General features: G+C 68.1%; 25 protein-coding genes and 1 pseudogene. 12 read left to right on the forward strand and 14 right to left on the reverse strand.

The annotated features are described in order from the left end of the window. Window positions 1-4: 4 nt before the first annotated feature. Window positions 5-394: a response regulator gene (locus LPC10_RS02580; RefSeq protein ID WP_231345335.1), complete on the reverse strand. Its 390-nt coding sequence runs from the start codon at window positions 392-394 to the stop codon at window positions 5-7. 290 nt (window positions 395-684) lie between these two features. On the opposite strand from LPC10_RS02580, the gene LPC10_RS02585 reads away from it, so the two are divergent. From LPC10_RS02585 to LPC10_RS02595, 3 genes are read left to right on the forward strand one after another with little or no spacing between them, the layout of a single operon-like run. Next, window positions 685-1596, forward strand: a complete 912-nt coding sequence (locus tag LPC10_RS02585; protein WP_231345336.1) for a glycine betaine ABC transporter substrate-binding protein — start codon at window positions 685-687, stop codon at window positions 1594-1596. Continuing rightward, entirely contained in the window at window positions 1593-2735 is a 1143-nt protein-coding gene (locus LPC10_RS02590; RefSeq protein WP_231345337.1) for an ABC transporter permease subunit, read from the forward strand. Before LPC10_RS02585 ends, LPC10_RS02590 begins: the two co-directional genes overlap by 4 nt. Continuing rightward, complete coding sequence (locus LPC10_RS02595) at window positions 2732-3466, forward strand: ABC transporter permease (RefSeq protein WP_231345338.1); 735 nt, start codon at window positions 2732-2734, stop codon at window positions 3464-3466. Before LPC10_RS02590 ends, LPC10_RS02595 begins: the two co-directional genes overlap by 4 nt. Window positions 3467-3472: 6 nt before the next feature. Here the strand turns inward: LPC10_RS02595 and LPC10_RS02600 are convergent, their stop codons facing one another. Then, the gene (locus tag LPC10_RS02600) at window positions 3473-4546 is read right to left on the reverse strand and encodes a L,D-transpeptidase (RefSeq protein ID WP_231345339.1); all 1074 of its coding nucleotides are present in this window, start codon (window positions 4544-4546) and stop codon (window positions 3473-3475) included. A gap of 105 nt (window positions 4547-4651) precedes the next feature. Further along, the gene (locus tag LPC10_RS02605) at window positions 4652-5584 is read right to left on the reverse strand and encodes an extensin family protein (RefSeq protein ID WP_231345340.1); all 933 of its coding nucleotides are present in this window, start codon (window positions 5582-5584) and stop codon (window positions 4652-4654) included. Between the two features lie 59 nt (window positions 5585-5643). On the opposite strand from LPC10_RS02605, the gene LPC10_RS02610 reads away from it, so the two are divergent. Continuing rightward, complete coding sequence (locus LPC10_RS02610) at window positions 5644-5787, forward strand: hypothetical protein (protein WP_231345341.1); 144 nt, start codon at window positions 5644-5646, stop codon at window positions 5785-5787. Further along, window positions 5784-7883 (forward strand): M3 family metallopeptidase, encoded by a 2100-nt coding sequence (locus tag LPC10_RS02615; protein WP_231345342.1) that lies wholly within the window; start codon window positions 5784-5786, stop codon window positions 7881-7883. Before LPC10_RS02610 ends, LPC10_RS02615 begins: the two co-directional genes overlap by 4 nt. Before the next feature lie 195 nt (window positions 7884-8078). Here LPC10_RS02615 and LPC10_RS02620 read toward each other — a convergent pair. The 4 genes and pseudogenes from LPC10_RS02620 to LPC10_RS02635 form a co-directional block, all read right to left on the reverse strand. Further along, window positions 8079-8270: pseudogene (locus LPC10_RS02620) on the reverse strand (transposase); the annotation flags it as partial. A gap of 44 nt (window positions 8271-8314) precedes the next feature. Beyond that, the gene (locus LPC10_RS02625) at window positions 8315-8587 is read right to left on the reverse strand and encodes a hypothetical protein (protein ID WP_231345343.1); all 273 of its coding nucleotides are present in this window, start codon (window positions 8585-8587) and stop codon (window positions 8315-8317) included. 49 nt (window positions 8588-8636) lie between these two features. Next, window positions 8637-8987 carry a DUF4150 domain-containing protein gene (locus tag LPC10_RS02630; protein ID WP_231345344.1) on the reverse strand — a complete coding sequence of 117 codons (351 nt, stop codon included), beginning with the start codon at window positions 8985-8987 and terminating at the stop codon, window positions 8637-8639. A 149-nt stretch (window positions 8988-9136) separates the two neighbouring features. After that, window positions 9137-10123, reverse strand: coding sequence for a type VI immunity family protein (locus LPC10_RS02635; RefSeq protein WP_231345345.1), 987 nt, complete (start codon window positions 10121-10123; stop codon window positions 9137-9139). 293 nt (window positions 10124-10416) lie between these two features. On the opposite strand from LPC10_RS02635, the gene LPC10_RS02640 reads away from it, so the two are divergent. Further along, the gene (locus LPC10_RS02640) at window positions 10417-11055 is read left to right on the forward strand and encodes a type IV secretory system conjugative DNA transfer family protein (protein ID WP_231345346.1); all 639 of its coding nucleotides are present in this window, start codon (window positions 10417-10419) and stop codon (window positions 11053-11055) included. Window positions 11056-11129: 74 nt separating this feature from the next. Next, a complete protein-coding gene (locus LPC10_RS02645) occupies window positions 11130-11654 on the forward strand; it encodes a DUF882 domain-containing protein (RefSeq protein ID WP_231345347.1) in 525 nt (174 codons plus the stop codon). Window positions 11655-12006: 352 nt separating this feature from the next. Here the strand turns inward: LPC10_RS02645 and LPC10_RS02650 are convergent, their stop codons facing one another. After that, window positions 12007-13680: a formate--tetrahydrofolate ligase gene (locus LPC10_RS02650; RefSeq protein ID WP_231345348.1), complete on the reverse strand. Its 1674-nt coding sequence runs from the start codon at window positions 13678-13680 to the stop codon at window positions 12007-12009. Window positions 13681-13893: 213 nt separating this feature from the next. Further along, window positions 13894-14115: a heavy-metal-associated domain-containing protein gene (locus LPC10_RS02655; RefSeq protein WP_231345349.1), complete on the reverse strand. Its 222-nt coding sequence runs from the start codon at window positions 14113-14115 to the stop codon at window positions 13894-13896. Between the two features lie 286 nt (window positions 14116-14401). On the opposite strand from LPC10_RS02655, the gene LPC10_RS02660 reads away from it, so the two are divergent. Beyond that, window positions 14402-15874: an EAL domain-containing protein gene (locus LPC10_RS02660; RefSeq protein WP_231345350.1), complete on the forward strand. Its 1473-nt coding sequence runs from the start codon at window positions 14402-14404 to the stop codon at window positions 15872-15874. Window positions 15875-15893: 19 nt separating this feature from the next. Here the strand turns inward: LPC10_RS02660 and LPC10_RS02665 are convergent, their stop codons facing one another. From LPC10_RS02665 to LPC10_RS02675, 3 genes are all read right to left on the reverse strand, one after another. After that, entirely contained in the window at window positions 15894-16118 is a 225-nt protein-coding gene (locus LPC10_RS02665; protein WP_108938551.1) for a hypothetical protein, read from the reverse strand. Between the two features lie 195 nt (window positions 16119-16313). Next, a complete protein-coding gene (locus tag LPC10_RS02670) occupies window positions 16314-16850 on the reverse strand; it encodes a protein phosphatase CheZ (RefSeq protein ID WP_231345351.1) in 537 nt (178 codons plus the stop codon). A 197-nt stretch (window positions 16851-17047) separates the two neighbouring features. Continuing rightward, the gene (locus LPC10_RS02675; RefSeq protein WP_003604011.1) at window positions 17048-17431 is read right to left on the reverse strand and encodes a response regulator; all 384 of its coding nucleotides are present in this window, start codon (window positions 17429-17431) and stop codon (window positions 17048-17050) included. A gap of 302 nt (window positions 17432-17733) precedes the next feature. Here LPC10_RS02675 and LPC10_RS02680 point away from each other — a divergent pair, with 302 nt between their 5' ends. After that, window positions 17734-18747, forward strand: a complete 1014-nt coding sequence (locus LPC10_RS02680) for a bifunctional riboflavin kinase/FAD synthetase (protein ID WP_231345352.1) — start codon at window positions 17734-17736, stop codon at window positions 18745-18747. 72 nt (window positions 18748-18819) lie between these two features. Here LPC10_RS02680 and LPC10_RS02685 read toward each other — a convergent pair whose 3' ends face one another. After that, window positions 18820-19824 carry a D-glycerate dehydrogenase gene (locus LPC10_RS02685; protein WP_108938554.1) on the reverse strand — a complete coding sequence of 335 codons (1005 nt, stop codon included), beginning with the start codon at window positions 19822-19824 and terminating at the stop codon, window positions 18820-18822. A 311-nt stretch (window positions 19825-20135) separates the two neighbouring features. Here LPC10_RS02685 and LPC10_RS02690 point away from each other — a divergent pair, with 311 nt between their 5' ends. Next, the gene (locus LPC10_RS02690) at window positions 20136-20735 is read left to right on the forward strand and encodes an SH3 domain-containing protein (RefSeq protein ID WP_108938555.1); all 600 of its coding nucleotides are present in this window, start codon (window positions 20136-20138) and stop codon (window positions 20733-20735) included. 72 nt (window positions 20736-20807) lie between these two features. Here the strand turns inward: LPC10_RS02690 and irr are convergent, their stop codons facing one another. Next, the gene (gene irr / locus LPC10_RS02695; RefSeq protein ID WP_108938556.1) at window positions 20808-21308 is read right to left on the reverse strand and encodes a Fur family transcriptional regulator Irr; all 501 of its coding nucleotides are present in this window, start codon (window positions 21306-21308) and stop codon (window positions 20808-20810) included. Between the two features lie 290 nt (window positions 21309-21598). Between irr and fabA the strand changes: the two genes are divergently transcribed. Continuing rightward, the gene (gene fabA, locus LPC10_RS02700; RefSeq protein WP_231345353.1) at window positions 21599-22138 is read left to right on the forward strand and encodes a 3-hydroxyacyl-[acyl-carrier-protein] dehydratase FabA; all 540 of its coding nucleotides are present in this window, start codon (window positions 21599-21601) and stop codon (window positions 22136-22138) included. Window positions 22139-22299: 161 nt separating this feature from the next. After that, entirely contained in the window at window positions 22300-23526 is a 1227-nt protein-coding gene (fabB, locus tag LPC10_RS02705; RefSeq protein WP_231345354.1) for a beta-ketoacyl-ACP synthase I, read from the forward strand. The last annotated feature ends 167 nt before the right edge of the window (window positions 23527-23693 follow it).

The following is a 23693-nucleotide window of genomic DNA, read 5'->3' on the forward strand; positions in this document are numbered from 1 at the left end:
CGCGTCAGCCCTCGGCGCCGGCGATGGCCGCGGCGAGGGTGCGCTTGAGGTCGGCTTGACTGAACGGCTTCTGCACCACCGGCCGGTTGCGGAACGGCTCGCGGATGCCCGCTCCGCCGTAACCGGTCGAGAAGACGATGGGCAGGTTGCGCTCGGCGATGGCTTCGGCCACCGGGTAGATCGGTTCACCCGCCACGTTCACGTCGAGAATGGCGACGGTGAAGCTCTCATTGCGGGCCATCTCCAGAGCCGTGGCGAGCCGGGCTGCCGGCCCGACGATCTCGCAACCGAAATCGAGCAGCATATCCTCGAGAAGCATCGAGATCGCCGCCTCGTCCTCGACGACGAGCACCCGCGCGCCGGACAGACGATCCTCGTTCGAATCCACACTCACGCCGGGTCGTCTTCCCTATCGATCCGTTCCCGATCCGGAACGCTGTCTGTGGCGGACCGGTTGCGCTTCGAACGCTCCGGAGGAGGCTCTCGTTACACTTCGAAAGCGAGTGCCCCACCCGGAAAACGCTGCCCGGCACCCTGAGCCGTCGCCCGTAAAGCTGAGCGTGTCAAGCGCCGGAAAGCCTCGGCCATGCTATGCTGTTGCTCGCGATGTTATTCGGTGAAACATTTCTTTCGCGTTGTCGTAGCGAAGCGACAACCGCGAGCCGGCTCAGAGCCGGCTCAACCGTGAGTCGGCGCGGCGTCCTCGCAGCGATGTCCGGAGCCATGCTCTCAGGATACACTTATGCCGCCCCCGCTCGTCCCATCGTGATCGGCTCGAAGAGCGACACGGAAGGAGCGCTTCTTGGAAACCTCATTTCCGCTGTTCTGGAACGGCTGGGCCTCACCGTCGAGCGCCGCCTCGGGCTCGGCCCGACGCTGATCGTTCGCTCCGCATTGCTGGCTGGCGAGATCGATCTCTATCCCGAATATACCGGCAACGTCGCCTTCTTCACAGGGACGGAGACCGATCCTGTCTGGAAGTCGTCGGCGAGCGCCTACGATCGCGCCCTGCGGCTCGACGCCGCGCGGGGGCTCGTCTGGCTCGGCCGGGCACCGGCCAACAACACCTGGCTGATCGCGGTGCAGGGCCGCTTGGCCCGCGCGCACAGGCTCGCGACCATGCTGGACTTCGCGGGCGCCGTAAGGGCCGACCTGATCCGGCTCGCCGCCTCGACGGAATTCGTGGAAAGCCCCGCCGCCCTTCCCTCCTTCGAGGCCGCCTACGGCTTCACCCTGCCGCGCTCGCGCATCATCAGCCTCCCCGGCGGCGACACGGCGGTGACGGCGCGCGCCGCGGCCGAGGGAATCAGCGGGCTCAATGCCGGCATGGTCTACGGCACGGATGGCGCACTCGCGGCCCTCGACCTCGCTGTGATGAGCGATCCGAAGGGCGCGCAGATCGTCTACGAGCCGGCGCCCGTGATCCGCGCCGCGACGCTCGAACGCAACCCGGAGATCCGCCGCGCCCTCGACCGAATCTTCGCCCGCCTCGACGCCGACACCCTGCGGCGGCTCAACGCGGCGATCACGGTGGAAGGGCGCACCGCCGCCGCGGTGGCCGGCGCGTGGCTGGCCGGAGAGGCAAGCCACCCGTGATTTCCCGCTGGCTTGCCGGCCTCTGCGCCGCGGCCCTGCTCCCGGCCGCGTTGCTGCTGCTGCCCCTGCTGCACCTCGCGCCGAACCGCCTCGTGACGGGAGTTCCCATCGCTGCCGCCGAGGCCCTCGGCGCCTGGCTCTGGCCGTGTCTGTCACTCGCCGCCCTCGGGCCCGGCCTGCTCGCTGCGGCTCGCGACAAGGTCACGGCCGGCCTCGCCGGCCTTGCCTGCCTCGGCGCCCTGGCCCTGTTGCTGGCCGGACTCGGCGCCGGCGCCGCCGAGCTGACCGCTGGCAAGCCTTTCGCGACGCGGGCACGGCTCGGCTCCGGAGCCTGGACCGGAATGGTCGTGCTGGTCGCAGCGCTCGCCCTCGCCGCGCGGCGCGCTCGCCTGCCGGGCGGGGGCATTACGGCGTCCGCGGCCGTGGCGGGATTGCTGGCCTGTCTCTGGATCTCGGGCGGTCTCGACGCGCTCTCACTCGCTGTCGAGTTGCGCGCGCGGTCCGATATGCTGGGCGCGGCCCTACTCGATCACCTCGTCCTCACCCTCGGCGCGCTGGGGCTCGCAGCCAGCCTCACCGTAGCGCTCGCGCTGTGGCGGCGCGGGCGCGGTACGGTCGAACTCGCCGTCAGCGGTATCCAGGTCGTTCCGGCGGTGGCCTTGCTCGGCGGCCTGGTCGCCGTCCTCTCGGCGCTGCTCGCGGCCGTGCCTGCCTTGCGCGCCTACGGACTCTCGGCGCTCGGCGGTCTCCCCGCCCTGATCGGCATCGCCGCCTACCTGCTGCTGCCGCTTTGGCGCGGCCAGCAGGCGGCACGGCGCGCCGCGAGCCCGGCCCATCTCGCCGCGGCCGATGCCCTCGGGCTTTCCCGCCGCCAGATCCTGGCGACGATCCGCCTGCCGCTCGGCGCCCCGCTGCTCGTCGGCGGGCTGCGGGTCGCCGCGGTCCAGGCGCTCGGTCTTGCCACGCTCGGCGCCCTGGTCGGAGCGGGCGGCCTCGGCACCCTCGTGTTCGACGGCATGGCCCAGTTCGCGCCGGACCTGATCCTGCTCGGCGCACTTCCTATCATCGCGCTCTCGCTCGCCACGGAGGCGGCCCTCGGCAGTCTCGAGGCGGCCCTTCGTCGGCATTGGCCGCGATGAGGCGCCTCTCACCGGGCCTCGGGCCGCTCGTTCTCGGACTTGCGCTCGCCGCCGCAAGCCATCCGGGCGTGACCGCCCTCGTCGGCGTTGGAGGGGCGAACCGGCCGCTTGCGATCGGGCGCTTGGCGGAGCTGGTACTGAACCACCTCCTGCTCGCCGCAACCGGACTGGCCGTCGTCGCCGTTCTTGGTGTCGGGCTCGGCCTGATCGCCACGCGGGCGCGGTTCGCAGCATTCCGCGGCAGCATCGACACACTCGCCGCTTTCGCCCAGGCGGTGCCGCCAGTGGTCGTCGTCGCTTTGGCGCTGCCGGTCCTCGGCTTCGGCGGACCGCCCACCCTGCTGGCACTCGTCGCCTACGGGATCATGCCGACCCTGCGGGGCACGGTCGGCGCCCTCGATTCGGTGTCCCGCGAGGCGCGTGAATCGGCGCGAGCAATCGGCCTGACGCCGGCACAGGTGCTTGCCTATGTCGAACTCCCGCTCGCCGCGACAGGTCTGGTGGAGACCCTGCGCACGACCCTGGTCCTCGCCGTCTCGGTGACCACGGTCGGGGCGCTCGCCGGCGCCTCGACCCTCGGCACGCCGATCGTCGCCGGGCTTCAAAACCAGAACGTGGCGGCGATGCTCCAGGGCGCGCTCGCGACCGCGGCTCTGGCCTTCCTCGGCGACGGGCTGCTGCTCGCGATCGGGGGATGGATCCGAGCGGACCGCAAGCAGATCCCCGCTTGAGCGAACCTATTTGTCGAGAAACTCGACCTTGGCGCCCTTCTCGGTATGGCTCGCGAGGTCGCGCGCGTCCCAATTCGTCATGCGGATGCAGCCATGCGACTCGGTCTTGCCGACCTTCTCCGGATCCGGCGTGCCGTGGATGCCGTAGGAAGGGATCGAGAGGTCGATCCAGACGACGCCGACGGGGTTGTTCGGGCCCGGATGGATCGAGAACTTCTTCTTGGCCGTCACGCCCTCGAACCGGTATTTCGGGTTGTAGGTGTACCAGGGATCGAAGGCGACGGCCTTCACCTTCGCCGATCCGTCCGGCGCCGGCTTCTCCGAACTGCCGATCGAGGCGGGATAGTCCGCGGTCAGCTTCCCGTCCTCCCCGAAGGCGCGCACCCGCTTGGTGCGCTTGTCGACCTCGATGCGGGTGACCTTGGGCGCCACCGGCGCGCCCTCGACCTTGCCCTCCCCGAGCGGCGGCACCGCCGCGACGATCAGCGTGCCGCCCGCCTTGTCGAGGGGCACGTTCGGGTTGAGGGCGGAGAGCAGGTCGCGCTGCATGTGGAAGCGCTCGGCCAGCATCTCGCGGGTGTTGGTGTAGCGCATCGGCCCGACTTCGGCCTGGTCCTGCATCTTGGGCGGCATCCGCTCGACGAAGGGGCCTTTCACATCCTCCTCCGTGATCGTGTAGGACGTCACGACCGGGTCCTTGGCCGTTGCCTGGAGCCGGTCGAACAGCTCGCGGGTGAGCCGGTCGCCCTCGGGCAGCCCCTGCGCCGCGGCGAAGGCCTTGAGCGCGCCGCGCAGATTCTCGCCGTCGCGTCCGTCGATGGCACCGGGCGAGAAGCGGGCCCGGTCGAGCAGCACCTGCACCTTCACCAAAAGCGGGTCGGGCTTCTTCTCCGCCTCCTTCTTCGGCTTCTTCGCCGATTTGGAAGCCTTGTCCGGCTTCGCCCCGTCCTGCGGCTCCCGGAACGTCGCGTTCTCGATCGCCTCGCGGGTCAGGTCCGGTGCCTCGGTCCCGGCGGCCTGCGCGGCTGCCGACCACATGCCGAGCGCCGCCAGCGCCCCCCGCATCCACGCCCGTCCCATCGCCTGCCCGCGCTCCTCAAATCATGACGGGAAGGAAGCGATAGCCCAGCCTCGGCGTTCCCGCGGCGAAGCGCGCTTGTTCGAGAATTCGTTCGAGGGGGCCGCCTACTGGCAGAGGCGGTGGCCCGCGTTGCGCTCGCGCAGGTCGAGATGCAGGTGATTGCCGTGCGCCGCATCGCTGCCCGGCCCGAGCACCGTGCGGAAGAAACCGCAGGCGCCCATTCGCACCGAGGCCAGGAACGCCGCCTCGGGCGTGCCTTCCGTCGCCGCCGTCACCTTGAGGCTCGGGCGCTTGGCGAAACCGTAGCCCATGACGTCGATGGCGTTGGCGAAGCTGTGCTCGCTGAGCTTGGCGTCCGTGTCGTGGTTCTGCCCGCGACAGACATAGGTTCCGCCAAGGGCGAGGCTCTTCAGACTGTCGCCGAACTGCTTCTGCGCGGCGACCTGGACCTCGCTCGTCCAGCGCGCCAGCGCCTCCGCCGCCCGGCAGGTCAGGGTCGCGGCCGGCTCCAGCGCGACACCGTCGGCGAGCGCAGTGACGTTCAGCGGGCGCGGCGCGATGCACTGGCCGTTTCCGAGCGGCGCCATGGCCTCGAAGCGGGCGCCGAGCCGCTCCAGCCGACGCAGGCAGGCGGTGTCCTCGGGTGCCGACACCGTGAGGGCCAGCGCCTGCTCACCCGACAGTTCCGGCGGCCGCTCCGGCGGAAGCGGCGTCGCGGGGAGCACGACAGCCCCGTCCTTCGGAGGATCCTTCGCTTTGGAGGACGTCTCGGGTTGCGGCTCCTCCATCTTCTTTTCGGTCTCTTTGCCGGTCTCTTGGCCGACCTCCTTGCCCGCTCCGGTGGCGAGTTCGGCCGGGCGCTCGGGCGGCAGCGGCGTGACCTGCGGCTCGGGCGGCAGGAGGCCCTCCGGCCGCGCGGGCGGTTGGGGCGGCGGCAGCGGCACCGTCGCGGGCGGATTGGCCGGATCGGATCGCGCCGGGCCCGGCGGCAGGAGGAGGCCGGCAGCCAGCAGGCAGGCGACGGTGAAAGAATTCATGCCGCGTATGTCCCGCTCAATCGACCGCGCATCCCGACCTCTCATCCGCCGCCGGGGCCATGCACGGCAAGGACGCCGCCGCCACGCTCGGCCAAATCCTGCCGCAAGCCCGGATCGGCCGCGATGCCTTTGCGCGGTTCGGCCCACAAACCTATGTTCAGCGCATCGCCGCACGACATTTTCTCGAAGGTTCTTGTCCATGACCGCCGACACCGCACGCGATCTGACCGAGGGGCGGGAGCCCGGCAGCGCCACCGCGGCAGCGAACCCGTTCGACGCCTTGGAATGGTCGACCCCCTTCGGCCTGCCGGATTTCGAGGCGATCCGGCCCGAGCATTACGTGCCGGCCTTCGCGCACGCGCTGAAGGCGCATGAGGCCGAGATCGCGGCCATCGCCGGGAACCAGGCGGCACCAACCTTCGACAACACCGTCGCGGCGATGGAGCGGGCGGGCGCGGCCCTCGACCGGGTGGCCAACGTGTTCTTCAACCTGACGGGCAGCAACACCGGTCCGGAGCTGCAGGCGATCGAGCGGGCGGTCGCGCCACAGCTCGCCCGGCATTCGAGCGCCGTCACCCTCAACCCGCAGCTTTGGGACCGCCTCTCGGCGATCGATGCCGACGCGGAGGATCTGGGGGCGGAGGAGCGCCGCGTGCTCGACCGCTACCGCAGCCGGTTTCAAAGGGCCGGCGCCGGACTGGCGCCGGAGGCCAAGGCCCGCATCGCCGAGATCGCGATCCGGCTGGCCGAACTCGGTACGCAATTCGCCCAGAACGTGCTCGCCGACGAGCGCGACTTCCTCCTGCCGCTCGACGGCGCCGACGACCTTGCCGGCCTGCCCCCCTTCCTGCGCGATGCCGCCGCGGAAGCCGCCAAGGAACGGGGTTCCGAGCACAGCCACGTCATCACCCTGTCGCGCTCGCTGATCGAGCCGTTCCTGGTCTTCTCCACCCGCCGCGATCTGCGGGCGCTCGCCTACGCGGCCTGGACCCGGCGCGGCGAGACCGGCGGCACGACCGACAACCGCGCCATCATCGCCGAGATCGTGCGCCTGCGCGCCGAGCGGGCGCGGCTCCTCGGATTCGACAGCTTCGCCCACCTCAAGCTCGACGACACCATGGCCGGCTCGCCCGACGCGGCGATGGATCTGCTGCGCAACGTGTGGAAGCCGGCGCTCCAGCGCGCCGCGGAGGAGCGCGAGGGGCTTCAGGCGCTGGTGCGGGCGGAGGGTCACGGCTTCGCCCTCGAAGCGCATGACTGGCGCCATTACTCCGAAAAACTGCGGCGGGCCGAGCACGACCTCGACGAGTCCGAGATCAAGCCGTACCTGCCGCTGGAGGGCATGATCCGCGCGGCCTTCGACACCGCCTCGAAGCTGTTCGGGCTGAGCTTCGAGGAGTTGCGCGACGTGCCGCGCTATCACCCGGACGTGCGGACCTGGCTCGTGCGCGACGCCGACGGTTCGGAGGTCGGTCTGTTCCTCGGCGACTACTTCGCCCGGCCCTCGAAGCGCTCGGGCGCCTGGATGAGCGCCTTCCGCTCGCAGGAACGGCTCAACGGCGACATCAAGCCGATCATCGTCAACGTGATGAACTTCGCCCGCGCGCCGCGGGGGGAGCCGACCCTGCTCTCCTTCGACGACGCCCGCACCCTGTTCCACGAATTCGGACACGGCCTGCACGGCCTTCTTTCCGACGTGACCTATCCGCTCCTGTCCGGCACCGCGGTCTCGCGCGACTTCGTGGAACTGCCCTCGCAGCTCTACGAGCACTGGCTGCAGCAGCCGGAGGTACTCCGCGCCCATGCCCGCCACGTCGAGACCGGCGAGCCGATGCCCGACGCACTGCTCGGGCGCCTGCTGGCGGCGGCGACCTTCAACCAGGGCTTCGCCACGGTGGAGTACGCCGCCTCGGCCATCGTCGACATGACGCTCCATCTCTCCGCGGCAGGCGAGGACGGGCTCGACGTCGTCGCCTTCGAAGCGGATGCGCTGCGCCGCATCGCCATGCCGGCCGAGATCACCGCGCGGCACCGGGCGCCGCACTTCGCGCACATCTTCTCCGGCGACGGCTATGCGGCCGGCTACTACAGCTATCTCTGGTCCGAGGTACTCGACGCCGACGCCTTCGACGCGTTCCGCGAGGCCGGCGACATCTTCCACCCGGAGACGGCGCAGCGTCTGCGCCGGACGATCTACGGTGCCGGCAACCTGCGCGATCCGCGCGAAGCCTACACGGCATTCCGCGGAAGGCTGCCGAGCATCGAGCCGCTGCTGAAGAAGCGCGGACTGGCGGCATAAGCCAAGCAGTGCCCTCCCCCGCAAAAAGAGGGGTGGGCTCGGGCCGGGTCTTATCTCAACGTTGGCTCCTCATGCAGCGTTACCGAGGACATAGGCCCAGGGCGCTGGCAGACGGAACCGAGGTTCTGTTCGAGTGCATCGGCGCGGTGATAGCGCTGAAGTCCACTCGCGCCAGATCGCACTGGGGGCCCCCCAACTCATCCCGCAGCCGCCCATCTCGGCGGGTCGCATCTCCCAGGGCAATCCCGAGCGCAGCACGAGCAGAATGCCGATCAGCGCCGCCCGGTCCTTAATCGGACCACGCCCGCCCGTCGGACGGGACCGCGGCCGCGGCAGAAGCGGAGCGATCTCGCGCCAGTGATTATCGGGCATCAGGGGGCGAGCCATACTCAGAGACACCTGCACAAGCAATCCGTTCCCATTCTGTTAAACTATTCCAGGATCTCGCCCTTATCGACACCTTGTGCTTCGAGTTTGCGCACCTTGGCAAACAGCGCTCGCTCGAAGTCGTCCCGCGGCATCTCGTCGAACCACGGCATCGCCGTCGGCGAGGCGTCGAACAGGGCCGTGGCGGCGCGACCGACCGGTCCCCCACCCTTGAACAGCCATCGCCCCCACTGTCTCAGACGCGTGAGCTTCGGCGTCGCGGGCAACGAAGGCGGTGGGCGCGACCACTGCTGCGCGCCTGCTGCGGCCTCTGCCATGGTGGGGATCCGTCCGATCTGGCCCCGCGAGCGGCGCGGGGAAGCATCCTCAGGGCTCCCGGCGCAAGCTGCCGGGCACGGGATCGGTGTCCTTCGGTGCTTGGCGCGCCTGCTGGTCCTTGACGTAGACCGCCTCGCCCACCGTGTTGCGCCGGTTCATCCAGAACCGGTCGAGGTGGCGGATCACCGGCGAGCCCTCCGCCCGGACCTGCGGCGCATGCCCGATCGGCTCGGTGATGTCCCAGTGCGTGCCCGACCTTACGCCCCCCGCCGTGCCGGCCTCGTCGCCGTGCACGTGCGTCGTGCGCGAGCGCAGGACCATCGCCTTCTGCCCCGTGAACCGGACCGTGTGGGCGTAGCCGTCGAAGTGGTCGGCGTAGTCGACGATCGGGTACGGCACCGGCACAAGAACCGAGCCCCGCGGCGTCAGGCACACGTCCGCGGCCCAGGTGAGAGGGACGCGCGCTGCCGGCTCAGGTTCGTTCAGTTCCCCGCCTTCGAGGATCGGGTGTGGATCGCATTACGGCCAACAATCGCGCATCTGCCTCTTCAATCGAAGCGGCGGATCCACTTCATCGTTTCTTCGAGGCTGTCGCGCTCTTCCGGCACCTCGATGATCCCGTATTCATACCCTTCGAATCGTATCGGTTTGATGATTCGAGCAACATCCTTATAAACTTCAGGAATGCCCCCGATTCCATTGCTATCGATGATCGGTCGCTCACCCGCGCGGATCACGCATCCGCCGGAATATCTTAGCAGGCTCATCTCGGATGTAAGTTGGGCACGCACCGCGTCCTCCCCACCCAGAAGCGCAATATTGACGTCGCCCAAGAAGGTGAGCCAGTTTGAAGACCTTGGCAGTTCATAGCCCCCGTGACGCGTCTCTGACCAATAGTCCCCCATCGCGTCGTACTCGAGAGCAGGATACTTTTGCATCAGTGGATAATAATATACTTTGCCAACCATCTCACGCCCAGGCTCAGTCAGCACACCAAGTCCTCCCGATCCATGCACGACGGCAAGCCGTTCAGACCAACAACGCGCCATTTCAACAAAATTATCAAGATCATCTAGAATAAACATCGGAGGAAAATGAAATTTGATGCCGGATAAGCGGCGACCTTCATTGTTTTCATTAAAACCAAATGCGATCATTCTATACAAAGATGGATCTTCATCTTCTTTGGGGTTAAATCCAGAAACAGAACAATAAAAATCTTCATTTTTCCCTTTTCCTACTAATGTTTTGAGATGACCATCAAGGAAGTTGTAATCTATTGGTTTGTATGATCGATTGTTGCCGATCTTGTAATGTGTAATTTCATTTTTGAATGTCTCAATATATTCATTGATTGTATCTTTCATCGCTTGTCGCTTGCCGGATGAGCTGCCATCAATAAAATACAAAGATAGTATCCCACCAACTCGAGAAACAATTTTTCGCATCTTGGGCGAGCGAAGAAGCAATTGCGTTTCAATTTTTTTTGGATCGCGCTGAGACTGCCACATGACATATTCAGGAATTTCAATCATGATTCACGTCCTTATTGCTTCCTGTCACATTCGCAATCCTCTGCAACATCTATTTCTCTAAGCTTTACAGCCTTTCGTCCCGGGCGGCTCTGATCTTTAGCAATATCTTTATAGGATCCCTGCTCTTGAGCCGCGGTTTTGCCATCGACACCCCCCTCTTTCCTAGGGAACTTCATTTCCCAAAGCTCAAATAGGGCGCCGCCTTGCCACCACGACACGTCCGGCCGCGGCGCATCGGGCACCACTGGAGCTGTTGAGGGCATACCGGGAAGAACGGCGACATCCGCCAGCAGGTGCTGGCCCAGGCCGCCCGCGGCGTCGGCGTCCGGCAGGGCTTCGCCGAGGAGACCGCCCGGCTCAACGCGGAGCTCGACGGCGCCTACGGGGCCGAACTCGACCGCCGCTACGATTTCGCGCCGCTGATGATCGACCGCACCCTGGTGCCGCCGGTGATCACCGAGATCAACAAGCTCGCCGAGCGGGCGGGCGACCGCCGACTCTACCTGACGCTCGGGGCCTTCGAGATCGTCCGCCCGGCCCGCCTCGCGCTCAGGCCGCCGAACTGGCGCGACTACCTCTACAGCACCCGCGTACCGCCGGCTTCCTCGAGCCCGGTCGCCGAAATCCGGCCGGAGGACACATCCGAGGAAGGCGTTTGGGGCGTCGCGCTTGAATCAGGGCTCGCAGTCGGGATCGCCGAGGCCCGCGCCAGTTTTACGACCAACTTCAACCGGCTCGACCGGGACTTCGCCGGTATGAACCGCTACCACGATCTCGCCCGGAGCGGTGCGGTGAGCCTGCCGGTGGTCGCGCGCACCGCCCGCGGCGTCCGCGTCGCGTCCGGTGGCGAGCGTGCCTTCGTCGGCGAGCGGACGATCAGCCTGATAGTCAGCCCGACGTTTCGGGCGGCACCGCCGGCCGCCTTCCGGTGAGCGGCCGGAGCGGCGGCCTCACACGCCGCACATGCCTCGCGGGCCTCGGTCTCGTCTTGGGGCTCGACCAGGCCGTGGCGGGGGCTTCCGAGCCGTTGCGGGATGCACCCGCTGGCCGTGACCGCCTCTGGCTGATGCGGCCGGACGGCACGGAGGTATCGAGCCGCTTCCGCACTGCGGAGGGCTACGACCGGCCGCAGATGCTCCTCCTGTCGTGGTTCATGCGCGACATCCACGACGACGACCGCGCGGTCTGGATGGAGCCGCGCCTGTTCGACATCCTGGCCGGCGTTCAGGCGAGCATGTCGGCGGTGCACGGTTCCGCGCTTCCCCTGGTGGTGACGAGCGGCTACCGCACGCCCCGGCATAACGCAGCCCTGGAGAACGCCGCCCGCACGTCGATGCACCTCTACGGCTACGCGGCAGACGTGCAGGTGCGGGGCTACCCGCCGCGCGCGGTCGCACTCGCCGCCTCATTCTTCTCCGAGGGCGGCATCGGTCTCTACGACACCTTCACCCATCTCGATGTGTGGCAGCGCCGGCGCTGGTCGAGCGGCCGGCCGGATTTCGTCCGTGAGCCTGGGACAGCTGGCCAATAAGATCGGCATGCAGGACGCCGCCGCCCCGAAAGGTGATTGCCGGCTTTCGAAAGAAGACGATGGATAAACAGCGAGATAAAGCTTCGCCCCGGATCCGATATACAGGACGAAGCTCTATCGCCGCCACCAACCGCACCAGCCATGCGTTCGGGCGGCCCAGCGGATCTGCCCGCTCCAGAAAGCAGGCGGCCTCATCCAGGCCCGCCTGCAGCACCCTATCCTTCAGGCGCGCCTCCTGACGCGCCCGATGTCGATCCATCCACATCGGCTCGCCAGCCTGCCTCGCCAAGCGGAATTTGTGCTTGCACGCGAGACAGATGGGAGCGGACAGTAGAGGACCGAAGACAGGCTCTTAGAAGAGGCCGTCGATCTGCCCGTTGGCGTCCAGCCGGATGTTGTCCGCCGCCGGCACCTTGGGCAGGCCCGGCATGGTCATGATCTCACCGCAGATCACCACGACGAAGCCGGCGCCCGCCGAGAGGCGCACGTCGCGCACCGAGACGAGGTGGCCAGAGGGCGCGCCCATCAGGGTCGGATCGGTCGAGAACGAGTACTGCGTCTTGGCCATGCAGATCGGCAGCCCGCCGTAGCCATCCTTCTCGAAGCCGGCGAGCTTGGTGGCGGCCTTCGACTCGATCTGGATGTCGGCCGCGCCGTAGAGCTTGGTCGCAATCGCCTTGATCTTGTCGGTGAGCTTGGTCTCGGTCTCGTAGGCGAAGGTCAGCGGCTGCTGCTCGCCCTCGGCGAGCTTCACCACGGCCTGCGCCAGCGCCTCGGCGCCGGCGCCGCCCTCCGCCCAGTGCTTGCAGGTGATCGCCTCGACCTGAAGACGGTCGCGGCAGAGTTCCTTCAGCCGGGCATGTTCGGCATCCGTGTCCTGGAAGAAGTGGTTCACGCCCACCACCACCGGCAGGCCGAAGGCCCGCACGTTCTTCACGTGGCGTTCGAGGTTGGCGAAGCCCTTCTCCAGCGCATCCAGGTTCTCGCCCGCGAGATCCTTCTTGTTGACGCCGCCATGCATCTTCAGGGCGCGGACGGTCGCGACGATCACCACCGCCGAGGGCTTGAGGCCGGTCTGGCGGCACTTGATGTCGATGAACTTCTCCGCACCGAGATCGGCGCCGAAGCCCGCTTCGGTCACGACGTAGTCGGCCAGTCGCAAGCCGGTCTGGGTGGCGATCACCGAGTTGCAGCCATGCGCGATGTTGGCGAACGGACCGCCATGGATCAGGGCCGGATTGCCCTCCAGCGTCTGCACGAGGTTCGGCTGCAGCGCGTCCTTCAGGAGCACGGTCATGGCGCCGGTCGCCTTCACGTCGGCGAGCGTCACCGGCTTGCGGTCGCGGGTCTCGGCGATGACGATGCGGCCGAGGCGCTCTTCGAGGTCGGCCAGATCACGCGCGAGGCAGAACACGGCCATGACCTCGGAGGCCACGGTGATGTCGAACCCGTCCTCGCGCGGAAAGCCGTTGGCGACGCCGCCGAGCGACTGGTTGATGGCGCGCAGCGCCCGGTCGTTCATGTCGACCACGCGCCGCCAGTGGATGCGGCGCACGTCGATGTTGAGCTCGTTCGCCCAGTAGACGTGGTTGTCGATCAGGGCGGCGGCGAGCGAGTGCGCCGAGGTGATGGCGTGGAAGTCGCCGGTGAAGTGCAGGTTGATCTGCTCCATCGGCACGACCTGCGCCTTGCCGCCGCCGGCCGCACCGCCCTTCATGCCGAAGCAGGGGCCGAGCGAGGGCTCGCGCAGGCACATCACTGCCCGCTTTCCGATGCGGTTGAGCGCGTCGCCGAGGCCGACCGTCGTCGTGGTCTTGCCCTCGCCCGCGGGCGTCGGCGAGATCGCGGTGACGAGCACCAGCTTGCCCTCGGGCTTGCCTTCCAGCGACTTGATGAAGCCGTGATCGATCTTGGCGATGTGCTTGCCGTAATTGTGCAACGCCTCATCCGGCACGCCGAGTTTCTCGGCGACCTGGGCGATGGGCTTCAGCGTCGCCGCGCGGGCGATCTCGATGTCTGAGGGCATTTCTCTCACCGTCTTTTCTTGTGACCTGGGCTCGCGGCGTGCCGAGCCGCCGCCCGGCGCGCGGTCAGTCCACGTGTCTCCGTGGTAGCGGACGAAACGGCCACGATAAACAGATTGCCGCAGTGTGAGCGAAACGGCGAAGAAAAGCGTCTTGGATTTTTTTGACCCGGACCGTTAAGTTTCTTCAGAGGACGGCAACATTTCGCTCCGACCTCAGCCCGTCATCGCGGTGGCGGTATAGCCCGCCTTGGTCAGCGCCTGTGCCACGTCGAGGCTCTGCGCGACGGTCGTCGCCGTCACCCGGCCGAGGCCGACGTCGACCGCGACCTCCGCCTGCGGGTCGAGGCGGCGGATCGTGCGTCGCACGGCCTCGGCGCAGCCCTCGCAAGTCATGCCGTCCACGCGCATCGTCAGCTCGATTGGGCTCGGATCCATTGCCAGCCACTCCTGCCTGCTCTCGGGCCGCATCTCGGCCCTCGCACATGTGGCTCGGGGAGCGCGCTCGGCAAGCGCAGAACCTCCGGCGCCCCGAATGCACGGGAGAAGCGGGTGCGCCGCCTTGCGGCGGGGAACGGCCTCGGCGACATTAGGGTTACGACGAGCCGGGCGCGTCACCCCACGCCAGCCGGCGCGTTTCAGCCACACGTCCTGCGGGCGCTCGTCCCGCACCGTGAAAGAGAAGCCCGGCCGTGGCCGCCAGACAGAAGCGCGTCGATCGACGGTGAGAACACCGAAACCCCGTACGATCCGCCCGCGCGGCACCCCCTGGATCCTCGGCCTCGTCGGCGTCCTGATCCTCGTTCCGCTGGCGTTGCTCGTGCCGCTCGCGGCGGTGGCCGCCGTGTCCGGCCTCGCCATCGTCGGCGGTGCCCTGCTGTGGCGGCGGCTCTCCGCCCTCACCACTGCGCAGGAGGTCGTCTCGAAGGAGATCGGCGTCCTGTCCCAGCGCCTCGTCAAGCTCGAGGCCGTCGCGGCGGCTCTGGTTCAGACTCGGATGCAGGGCGTGGCGGCTCCCGAACTCTCGGCCCCGGCGAGCGACGAAGCGCTCAAGGCCCTCGATGGGCGGCTCGTCTCCGGCATCGAAGAGGTGACGGCCGAGATCGGTATCCTCAGCGGGATCGTTCGGGAACTCGCGGCGGTGGTCTCGGCACAGGACGGCGATATCGCTCGCCTGAAGGCACAGCCGCCCGAGCCGCCTCCCCGCGTCCACGCCGTGGAGTCGATCCAACCGCGTCCGGCGCCTGCCGCAACCATCCTGCCCGACCCCGAGCCGGTGGCGCCGCCGATGCGGCTCGTCCCACGGACGACCCCTCCCCCGGCACGCCCCTCCGATCCGTTCGCGGCGGCCGGGGATGAGGTGCCGCTGATCGAGGCCTTCGACGGCGAGGGGCTGGAGGTCTACCTGCAGCCGGTCGTGACCCTGCCGCAGCGCAAGGTCGTCGCCTACGAGGCGCTGGCGCGGCTCAAGGTCGGCGATGCGGTCTACGCACCGGAGACCTTCCTGCCGGTGCTGGAGCGGCACGGCCGGACCACGGCTTTGGACCGGCGGATGCTCCAGCGCGTCGCCACGATCGCACGCCACCTCCAGGGGCGCGGCAGCCCCGCCTCGGTCAGCTACAGCCTGACCCCGCACTCGCTGTTCGAGCCGGGCTTCCTGCGCTCCCTCGGCCGTCTGGTCGCCGAGGGGCCGGAACTCGCGGGCCGGGTCGTCATCGCCCTGCCGCAGGCGAGCTGGCGCAGCCTGGATGCCGAGCAGGCAGCCTTGCTCGCAGGTCTGCGCGGACGGATCGGTTTCGTGATGGATCGCCCGATCGACCTGCGCTTCGATCCGAACGCGCTGGCTGAGCGCGGCATCGCCCAGGTCAAGGTCGCCGCCGCGCTGCTGCTGCGCCCGCTCGACCGGGCGGCGATGCCCGAGATCGCGCTGGAGGATCTGGTGGCATCCCTGTCCCGCGTCGGGATCCGGCTCGTCGCGACCGGCGTGGAGACCGAGACGGAGGTGCCGGACCTCATCGACCTCGACGTGCCGCTGGCGCAGGGCAGCGTCTTCGCCGCGCCCCGCGCCGTGCGCGCCGAGGTGCTCTCGGCTTCGCCCGACGCGGCACCGCCTCCGCCGCCGCCATCCCCCGAGCCGCCCCCGAGTCCGCCGCCGCAGCGCCGCCCATTCCGGGACTTCCTGCGCCGGGCCGGCTGATTGCGGCTGGGAGAAGACGTCAGGCCTGCGCCTCGCGCTCCAAACGCTTGCGCAGGCGCGTGGCGCCGTAGACCTGAGCGAGGCGCCGGCGCGCGGCGGAGACCGGCGGCGCTGCGCGCTCGGCGCGGGCGGCGGCGATCACGAGCAGCGTCGTCGCGATGGAGTGGTGCAACTGCCCCTGTGCGCGGGCGCGGTCGAGGGCGTCACCGGATGCGCGATCCGGCCGCAGATCGAAGTTCGCCATGGTCCAGCCCCTGCGGAATCCCGGTTGCGGATTTCGCGTCCTTTTTCGAGGATGACCTTGACAGTTTTTCGTAGGCGCGATGGTCGGATCAAGGCAGCTTGGCCGTAAGCACAAGCTGATATCGGTACCGGCCGGGCGTCAGAATGCAGACGTTGTCGGAAGGCGCCGCCCCGCGATCTTCAAAAACGGACCGGATCAGGCGAAGAGCGCGTCGATCGCGTCCTGCGCCGTCGCCGGACCACCCATCTGCGGGCCGTTCAGCAGAAGCGATTCATTCCGCTTGCGGCGGTCGGCTTCCGTTTCGTCGATGCCGGCGGCGTCGCGGGCCTTCACGGCGGCGGTGAAACGCGCCAGCCGGCCTTCGAGCTGGCTCATCGCCTCCGCCACCTTGGCGATGCGTTGGCCGGTAATGTCCTGGAAGGTGCAGGCCTCGAAGATGTCGTAGATCTTCGCCTCGACCGCATCACGGTAGCCCTTCCCCTCGGGAAGCGCGAGGATGGCTTCGGCGGTGTTCATGATCGAGTTGGTCGCGCCGGCGGTCGCCGCCACCACTTCGCTCAGCTCCTCGTGCACCATCGGCAGACGATCGCGCGTCAGCTCGTTGGCCCGCAGGAGCGCGATCGCGTCCCGCAAGCTGGCGATGTAATCGGCGATGTCGAGAAGTTCCTTCACCATCGCCGAAGGGTTCGAAGTCTGCGACCGGACGTCGCGTGCCGTGAACGTCATTCCCATGGTCGATCTCTATGGCGATTTCTCGCGACGATCTGGTTTCGACCGGTTCGAGGTCGGCCGCTCGCGCGGGCGTCCGTTCCTCCGGCGACCGGCCCCGACGACAAGGCGTTCGGGGTCGGCGCACGCCACGTCATCCTGACACTCCGCTCCGCCGATCGGTCGCCTCCCGCGAGAGGCGACATCGGCGGCTCGGACGATCAGGCGCCGCAGACCGCCTCGATCTTCGATTTCAGGGTCGCGGCGTTGAACGGCTTGACGATGTAGTTGTTCACCCCGGCCTTCTTGGCGGCGATGACGTTTTCGGTCTTCGACTCGGCGGTGACCATGATGAACGGCGTGGTCCGCAGGCCCTCATCGGCGCGGACATGGCGCAGAAGCTCGTAGCCGGTCATCGGCTCCATGTTCCAGTCGGAGATGACGAGGCCGTACTTGCGGCCCTTCAGGCGCGCGAGGGCGGCGGTCCCATCGGAGGCGTCATCCACGTCCTCGAAGCCGAGTTGCTTGAGAAGGTTGCGGATGATGCGCACCATGGTCTGGTAGTCATCGACCACCAGGATAGGCATGCTGAGGTCGAGGGCCATATGACGTTTGCTCCGTGTGTCCCTGATCTTTACTGGCGGCGCGCGGCCCTCTCGAGCGATCAACGTCGCATCGACGCGTGCGAGCGGAGCTGCCTTCCGTCCGACGAACAATAGGCGGCCCGGATTGCGAAGCGGTTAATCCGGTCCGCCGTCCGATTCGCTTGACCGGGGAGACTGATTTCGCCAAGTCTCCGGCCCCGCAGAGGGGGACGAACGATCCCGGCCGAATCGGCACTCTCCGTCGAGATCCTCATCTCGACATATCCTTGAGCCTCAACAGAGACATCCGATCGCAGGAGCCGATGCCCTCAGGCGACGAGAACGCCGTGCTGCCCACCGGGACCGGCCTCCCTCCCTCCCCGAAACCTTTCACGGTCTGCCGTGAGGACGATCCGGTGCCTCCGGCCCTGACGGGCGCCGTCGCCGCGCTCGGAAATTTCGACGGCGTGCATCGCGGCCATAGGACGCTGATCGATGCGGTGCGCGACGAGGCCGGATCGCGCCCAGCGGTCGTGCTGACCTTCGAGCCGCATCCGCGCGCCTTCTTCGCACCGAACCAGCCGATGTTTCGGCTGACCGGCCCGCGGGCCAAGGAGATCGTGTTCGCGCGGCTCGGGCTCGACGGGTTGATCATCCGTCGCTTCGATGCGCGGCTCGCCGGGACCGGCGCGCGCGACTTCGTGCGAGGCTGGCTTCGCGACGAGCTCGAGCTGTCCGGCGTAGTGATCGGCCACGACTTCCATTTCGGTCGCGGACGGGAGGGCTCGCCGGGCATTCTCGCCGAACTCTGCGCCGAGGCCGGCCTGTCCTGCCGCATCGTTCCGGCGGTTTCGGCCGAACCCGGCGATGCCCCGATCTCGTCGAGCGCGATCCGCGCGGCCCTCGCCTCCGGCGATGTAGCGCGCGCCAACGACCTTCTCGGCTATCGCTGGTTCGTGCTGGCGCGAGTGCGCCACGGCGACAAGCGCGGGCGCACGCTGGGCTACCCGACTGCCAACCTCGCCCTCGACTCCTGCGGGCTCGCCCACGGCATCTACGCGGTGCGGGTGCGCCTCGCCGACGGCCGCCTCCATGACGGCGTGGCTAGCTACGGCCGCCGCCCGACCTTCGACGACGGGGCGCCGCTCCTCGAAGTGCACCTGTTCGATTTCACAGGCGACCTCTACGGTCAGGAGGTCGCGGTCGAGCTGCTGGCCTATCTGCGCGGCGAGGAGAAGTTTTCGAGCGCCGAGGCGCTGATCGCGCAGATGGATGTCGATTCGGCGCGGGCCCACGCGGCCATCCGCGCCGACCGCGTGCCGTCGATGCTGGGCTGAACCCGCCGGTACGCCGTCAGCGGAGAGAACGGGCAACCGGCCCGAGGGCCGGCGACCGGCTTTCGCGTGCTCTCAGAGCATGCTCGGAAGGATCCGGTCCGGCGGGCGGTGGCCGTCCATGAAGGTCTTGATGTTGATGATGACCTTCTCGCCCATATCAGTGCGGCTCTCGTGCGTCGCCGAGCCCATATGCGGCAGCAGGACCACCTTGCCGGTGCGGGCGAGCCGCACGAGGCGCGGGCTCACCGCCGGCTCCTGCTCGAACACGTCGAGGCCGGCCGCCGAGATCTCGCCGCCCTCGATCAGGCGCGCCAACGCGTTCTCGTCGATCACTTCGCCGCGGGCGGTGTTGACGACGATCGCCTCGGGCTTGAGCAGCTTGAGGCGGCGCGCCGAGAGCAGGTGATAGGTCGCGGGCGTGTGCGGACAATTGACCGACACGATGTCCACCCGCGCCAGCATCTGATCCAGCGATTCCCAGTAGGTCGCGTCGAGCGATTCCTCGATATGCGCGGGCACCCGGCGGCGGTTGTGGTAGTGGATCGACAGGCCGAACGCCTTGGCCCGGCGGGCCAGAGCCTGGCCGATGCGGCCCATGCCGACGATACCGAGGCGCTTGCCCGTGATGCGCCGGCCGAGCATCCAGGTCGGTGACCAGCCCGTCGTCCAGTCGTCATCGGGGATGATGCGGGCGCCCTCGGCGATCCGGCGGGCCACCGCCAGGATCAGCGCCATGGTCATGTCGGCGGTGTCCTCGGTCAGCACGCCCGGCGTGTTGGTGACCGTGATGCCCCGCTCCAGGGCTGCGGCGACGTCGATGTGATCGACGCCGTTGCCGAAATTGGCGATCAGCCTCAGGTTCGGCCCGGCCTGGGCCAGCAAACCGGCGCCGATCTCGTCGGTCACCGTCGGCACCAGCACGTCCGCCTCGCGGATCGCGGCGGCCAGCGCCTCCTGCGACAGCGGCGCGTCATCGTGGTTGAGGCGCGTGTCGAACAATTCGCGCATACGCGTTTCGACCGCGTCCGGCAGGCGCCGGGTGACGACCACCAGCGGCTTGCGCTTCAACGACGACATGTTCCCTCCCGACGACGCCGGCCCGCTTTCCCGTGCCTGCGCCGACGGACTCCTCCGCTCTGCCGCGGAGGGCCGGCTTACGCTCCCTTAACCATGGCGCGGCCAGATGGAGCGGTGGCGGACCGGGCATCCGGACCGCCGCAGGACGTCTGGCCTCTCTAGCAGAGAGGTCGGCGAACACAATGCGGCCCTGACCCCGATGGATCAGTGCCGGAGAGCCGACCGAGCGCCGGCCCACCGACGTTTCCGGCGCAACGCCGAAACGTCGCCAGACGAATGACTTTGGAGCCACGGATCGGAGACGAGGCACGATGCGCCCGCCTGAGCTGCCCCCGACGAACCCCGCCCGCCTCGCGCTGCTTGCGGCCCTTTTTGCCCTGCTCGTGCCGCTGTCCGCCGAGGCTGCTCCGCCTCCCACCCCCGCGCCGGATCTCGGCAAGGGACCGGTGACGAAGCTGCCCCTGCCGCGCTACGCCAGCCTGAAGACCAATCGCGTCAACCTGCGCGAGGGCCCCTCGAAAGATCACCGCACCCTGTGGGTGTTCCAACGCGAGGGCCTGCCGGTCGAGATCGTTGCCGAGTTCGAGACCTGGCGGCGCATCCGCGATTCGGAAGGGACGGAAGGCTGGGTGCTGCACTCGCTGCTCTCGGGCCGGCGCACCGCTGTGGTGATCCCGCCCTCCGGCGAGCGCGCCGATGCGGCCAAGGCCACCGTCCCGCTCAATGCCCGGGCCGACGAGCAGTCGGGCGAGCAGGCCCGGCTGCAGCCGGGCGTGATCGGGAGCGTGAAGAGCTGCACCGGCTCGTGGTGCCGTCTCGTGGTGCCGCTTCCGGACAAGCGCGGCGACGTCGACGGCTATATCCGTCAGAGCCGGCTCTGGGGCGTTTATCCCGACGAGCGGGTCGAATAGGCGAGAGCGGCAGCAACGAAAAAGGGCCCGCAAATCCGGGCCCTTCTCATTTTGTATTCTGAGGAAGCCGAATCAGGCGCGACCGGACGCCTTGCGGCGGCGCAGGCGGACGATCACCTCGACGCCGGCGATCTCCATGCCCTCGGGCGCCTCGGGCAACGAATCGACCGAGATGCCGCATTCCGGCATGTCGAGAACCTCGCCCTCTTCCTCGAGGAAGAAGTGGTGGTGCTCGCTCGGATTGGTGTCGAAATAGGCCTTCGACCCGTCCAGCGCGAGCTGGCGCAACAGGCCCGCCTCGGTGAACTGATGCAGCGTGTTATAGACGGTCGCCAGAGAGACCGGCACCTTGGCGCGCATCGCCTCGTCGTAGAGCATTTCGGCCGTCAGGTGACGATCGCCGCGGCCGAACAGGAGCCAGCCCAGCGACAGGCGCTGACGCGTCGGACGCAGACCGGCCCGGCGCAGGCGGTCGCGCAGGTCGGAGAGCGGGCAGCCCCGGCGGCCGGCACCATCGACCGGCGAAAGGGACCGGGCGTTCAGCACGGCCTGGAGTGGCATCAGATCGGACATTGCTGGGAACGATTCCCACTTATTTAGAATGAGTATAGCGAGCGAAATTATACGGATGTTGAAGCCCTGCGGCAACCCGTGCAGGTTCCGGGTCCGGTTTGATAGGTGGAAGACGCATGGCTCTTCCCGCGCCGACGCGCGTTGAGCCAACACCAGGACCTTGCAAGGAAGGCCCTGCCGGGCGGCTTTGTGAGCGCGGGAAGGCTGTGCTAACGAGGCGCCCATTCCGTCACGCCCCGACCGCTCTCACGCATCGGACCCGTCCGTCACCGAGGACCCGTACGTCATCCATGGCCTCTCTCGACCAGCAACCCGACGGCGCTTCTCCGCAGCGCGCTTCGAGCTACTCCTACGAGGATCTCCTGGCCTGCGGACGCGGTGAGCTGTTCGGAGCGGGCAACGCCCAGCTTCCGCTTCCGCCGATGCTGATGTTCGATCGGATCACCTCGATCGGGACAGAGGGCGGCGCCCACGGCAAGGGGCACGTGCTGGCCGAGTTCGATATCCGGCCCGACCTCTGGTTCTTCCCCTGTCACTTCAAGGATGACCCGGTGATGCCGGGCTGCCTTGGGCTCGACGCCCTGTGGCAGCTCGTCGGCTTCCATCTCGGCTGGCTCGGCGCGCCGGGTCGCGGCCGGGCGCTCGGCGTCGGCGAGGTGAAGTTCAGCGACCAGGTGCTGCCGACGGTCAAGCAGGTCGTCTACGGCATCGACATCAAGCGCGTGCGCCAGGGCAAACTCGTGCTCGGCATCGCAGACGGCTGGCTGGAGGCCGACGGTCAGCGCATCTACGAGGCGAGCGACCTGCGCGTGGCGCTGTTCCGGTCCTGAGATCGCCGCCACTCCCGTATGAGAGGGATTTTTCCTGCCGAACCGGCCGCCGGTTCGGCAACAAGTCCTTCGAGCGCGGTTGAGATTGGGCGCGCATCATCCTAACTGACCTCCCCGAGGAAACGCCGCACAAGCCGCGGCGCCAAGCAGCACGAGCCATCATGCGGCGTGTCGTCATCACCGGGATGGGCATCGTCTCGTCCATCGGCAACAATACCCAGGAGGTTCTGGCCTCCCTGCGCGAGGCCCGTTCCGGGATCGCGCGTGCCGAAGCGCAGGCCGCGCACGGCTTCCGCAGCCAGGTCGCAGGCGCGCCGACGATCGATCCGGAAGGCGTCGTCGATCGCCGCGCCATGCGCTTCCACGGCGGCGGCACCGCCTGGAACCACATCGCCATGGATCAGGCGATCCGCGATGCGGGGCTCGAAGAGCGCGAGATCTCGAACGACCGTACCGGCATCATCATGGGCTCGGGCGGTCCCTCGACCCGCACCATCGTCGAATCCGCGGCCATCGCCCGCGAGAAGGGACCGAAGCGGGTCGGCCCGTTCGCGGTGCCGAAGGCGATGTCCTCGACCGCGTCCGCCACGCTCGCCACGTGGTTCAAGATCCGCGGCGTGAACTATTCGATCTCGTCGGCCTGCGCGACGTCGAATCACTGCATCGGCAACGCTGCCGAGATCATCCGCGGCGGCCGGCAGGACGTGATCTTCGCCGGCGGCTGCGAGGAGTTGGACTGGACGCTCTCCGTCCTGTTCGACGCCATGGGCGCCATGTCCTCGCGCTACAACGACACGCCGGCCCGCGCCTCGCGCGCCTACGACGTGAACCGCGACGGCTTCGTCATTGCCGGCGGCGCCGGCGTCCTGGTGCTGGAAGAGTACGAGCACGCCAAGGCACGCGGCGCGCGGATCTACGGCGAGGTCGCCGGCTACGGCGCCACCTCCGACGGGCACGACATGGTCGCCCCCTCCGGCGAGGGCGCGGTGCGCTGCATGCGCCAAGCGATGGAAGACCTGAAGGGCGCCCGGATCGACTACATCAACCCGCACGCGACCTCGACGCCCGTCGGCGACGACAAGGAGATCGAAGCGATTCGCGAGGTGTTCGGTGCCGGCGATTCCTGCCCGCCGATCTCGGCCACCAAGTCGCTGACCGGGCATTCGCTCGGGGCGACCGGCGTGCAGGAAGCGATCTACGCGCTCCTGATGATGAACAACGGCTTCATCTGCGAGAGCGCGCATATCGACGAGCTCGACCCGGCTTTCGCCGACATGCCGATCCTGCGCCAGCGCCGGGACGGAGTGCAGCTCGGCCACGTCATGTCGAACTCGTTCGGCTTCGGCGGGACCAATGCGACGCTGGTGCTCAAGCACCCGGACGCGTGAGCGTCACCACCGGATCTCGCCGACGCGGCACCGCACCCTTCGCAACTGCGAAGCAATGGTCAAGCATAAGCCGATCCTTCGTCTGATGGATCGGCGGAACCGACCAGTTGCACCCGCGTTCCTGCTTCGATAAGCAGGTTAGCATTATGTTGATGGCCCTCGCTCTG

Origin of the sequence: Methylorubrum sp. B1-46 (assembly GCF_021117295.1) — a bacterium.
Taxonomy (GTDB): Bacteria; Pseudomonadota; Alphaproteobacteria; order Rhizobiales; family Beijerinckiaceae; genus Methylobacterium.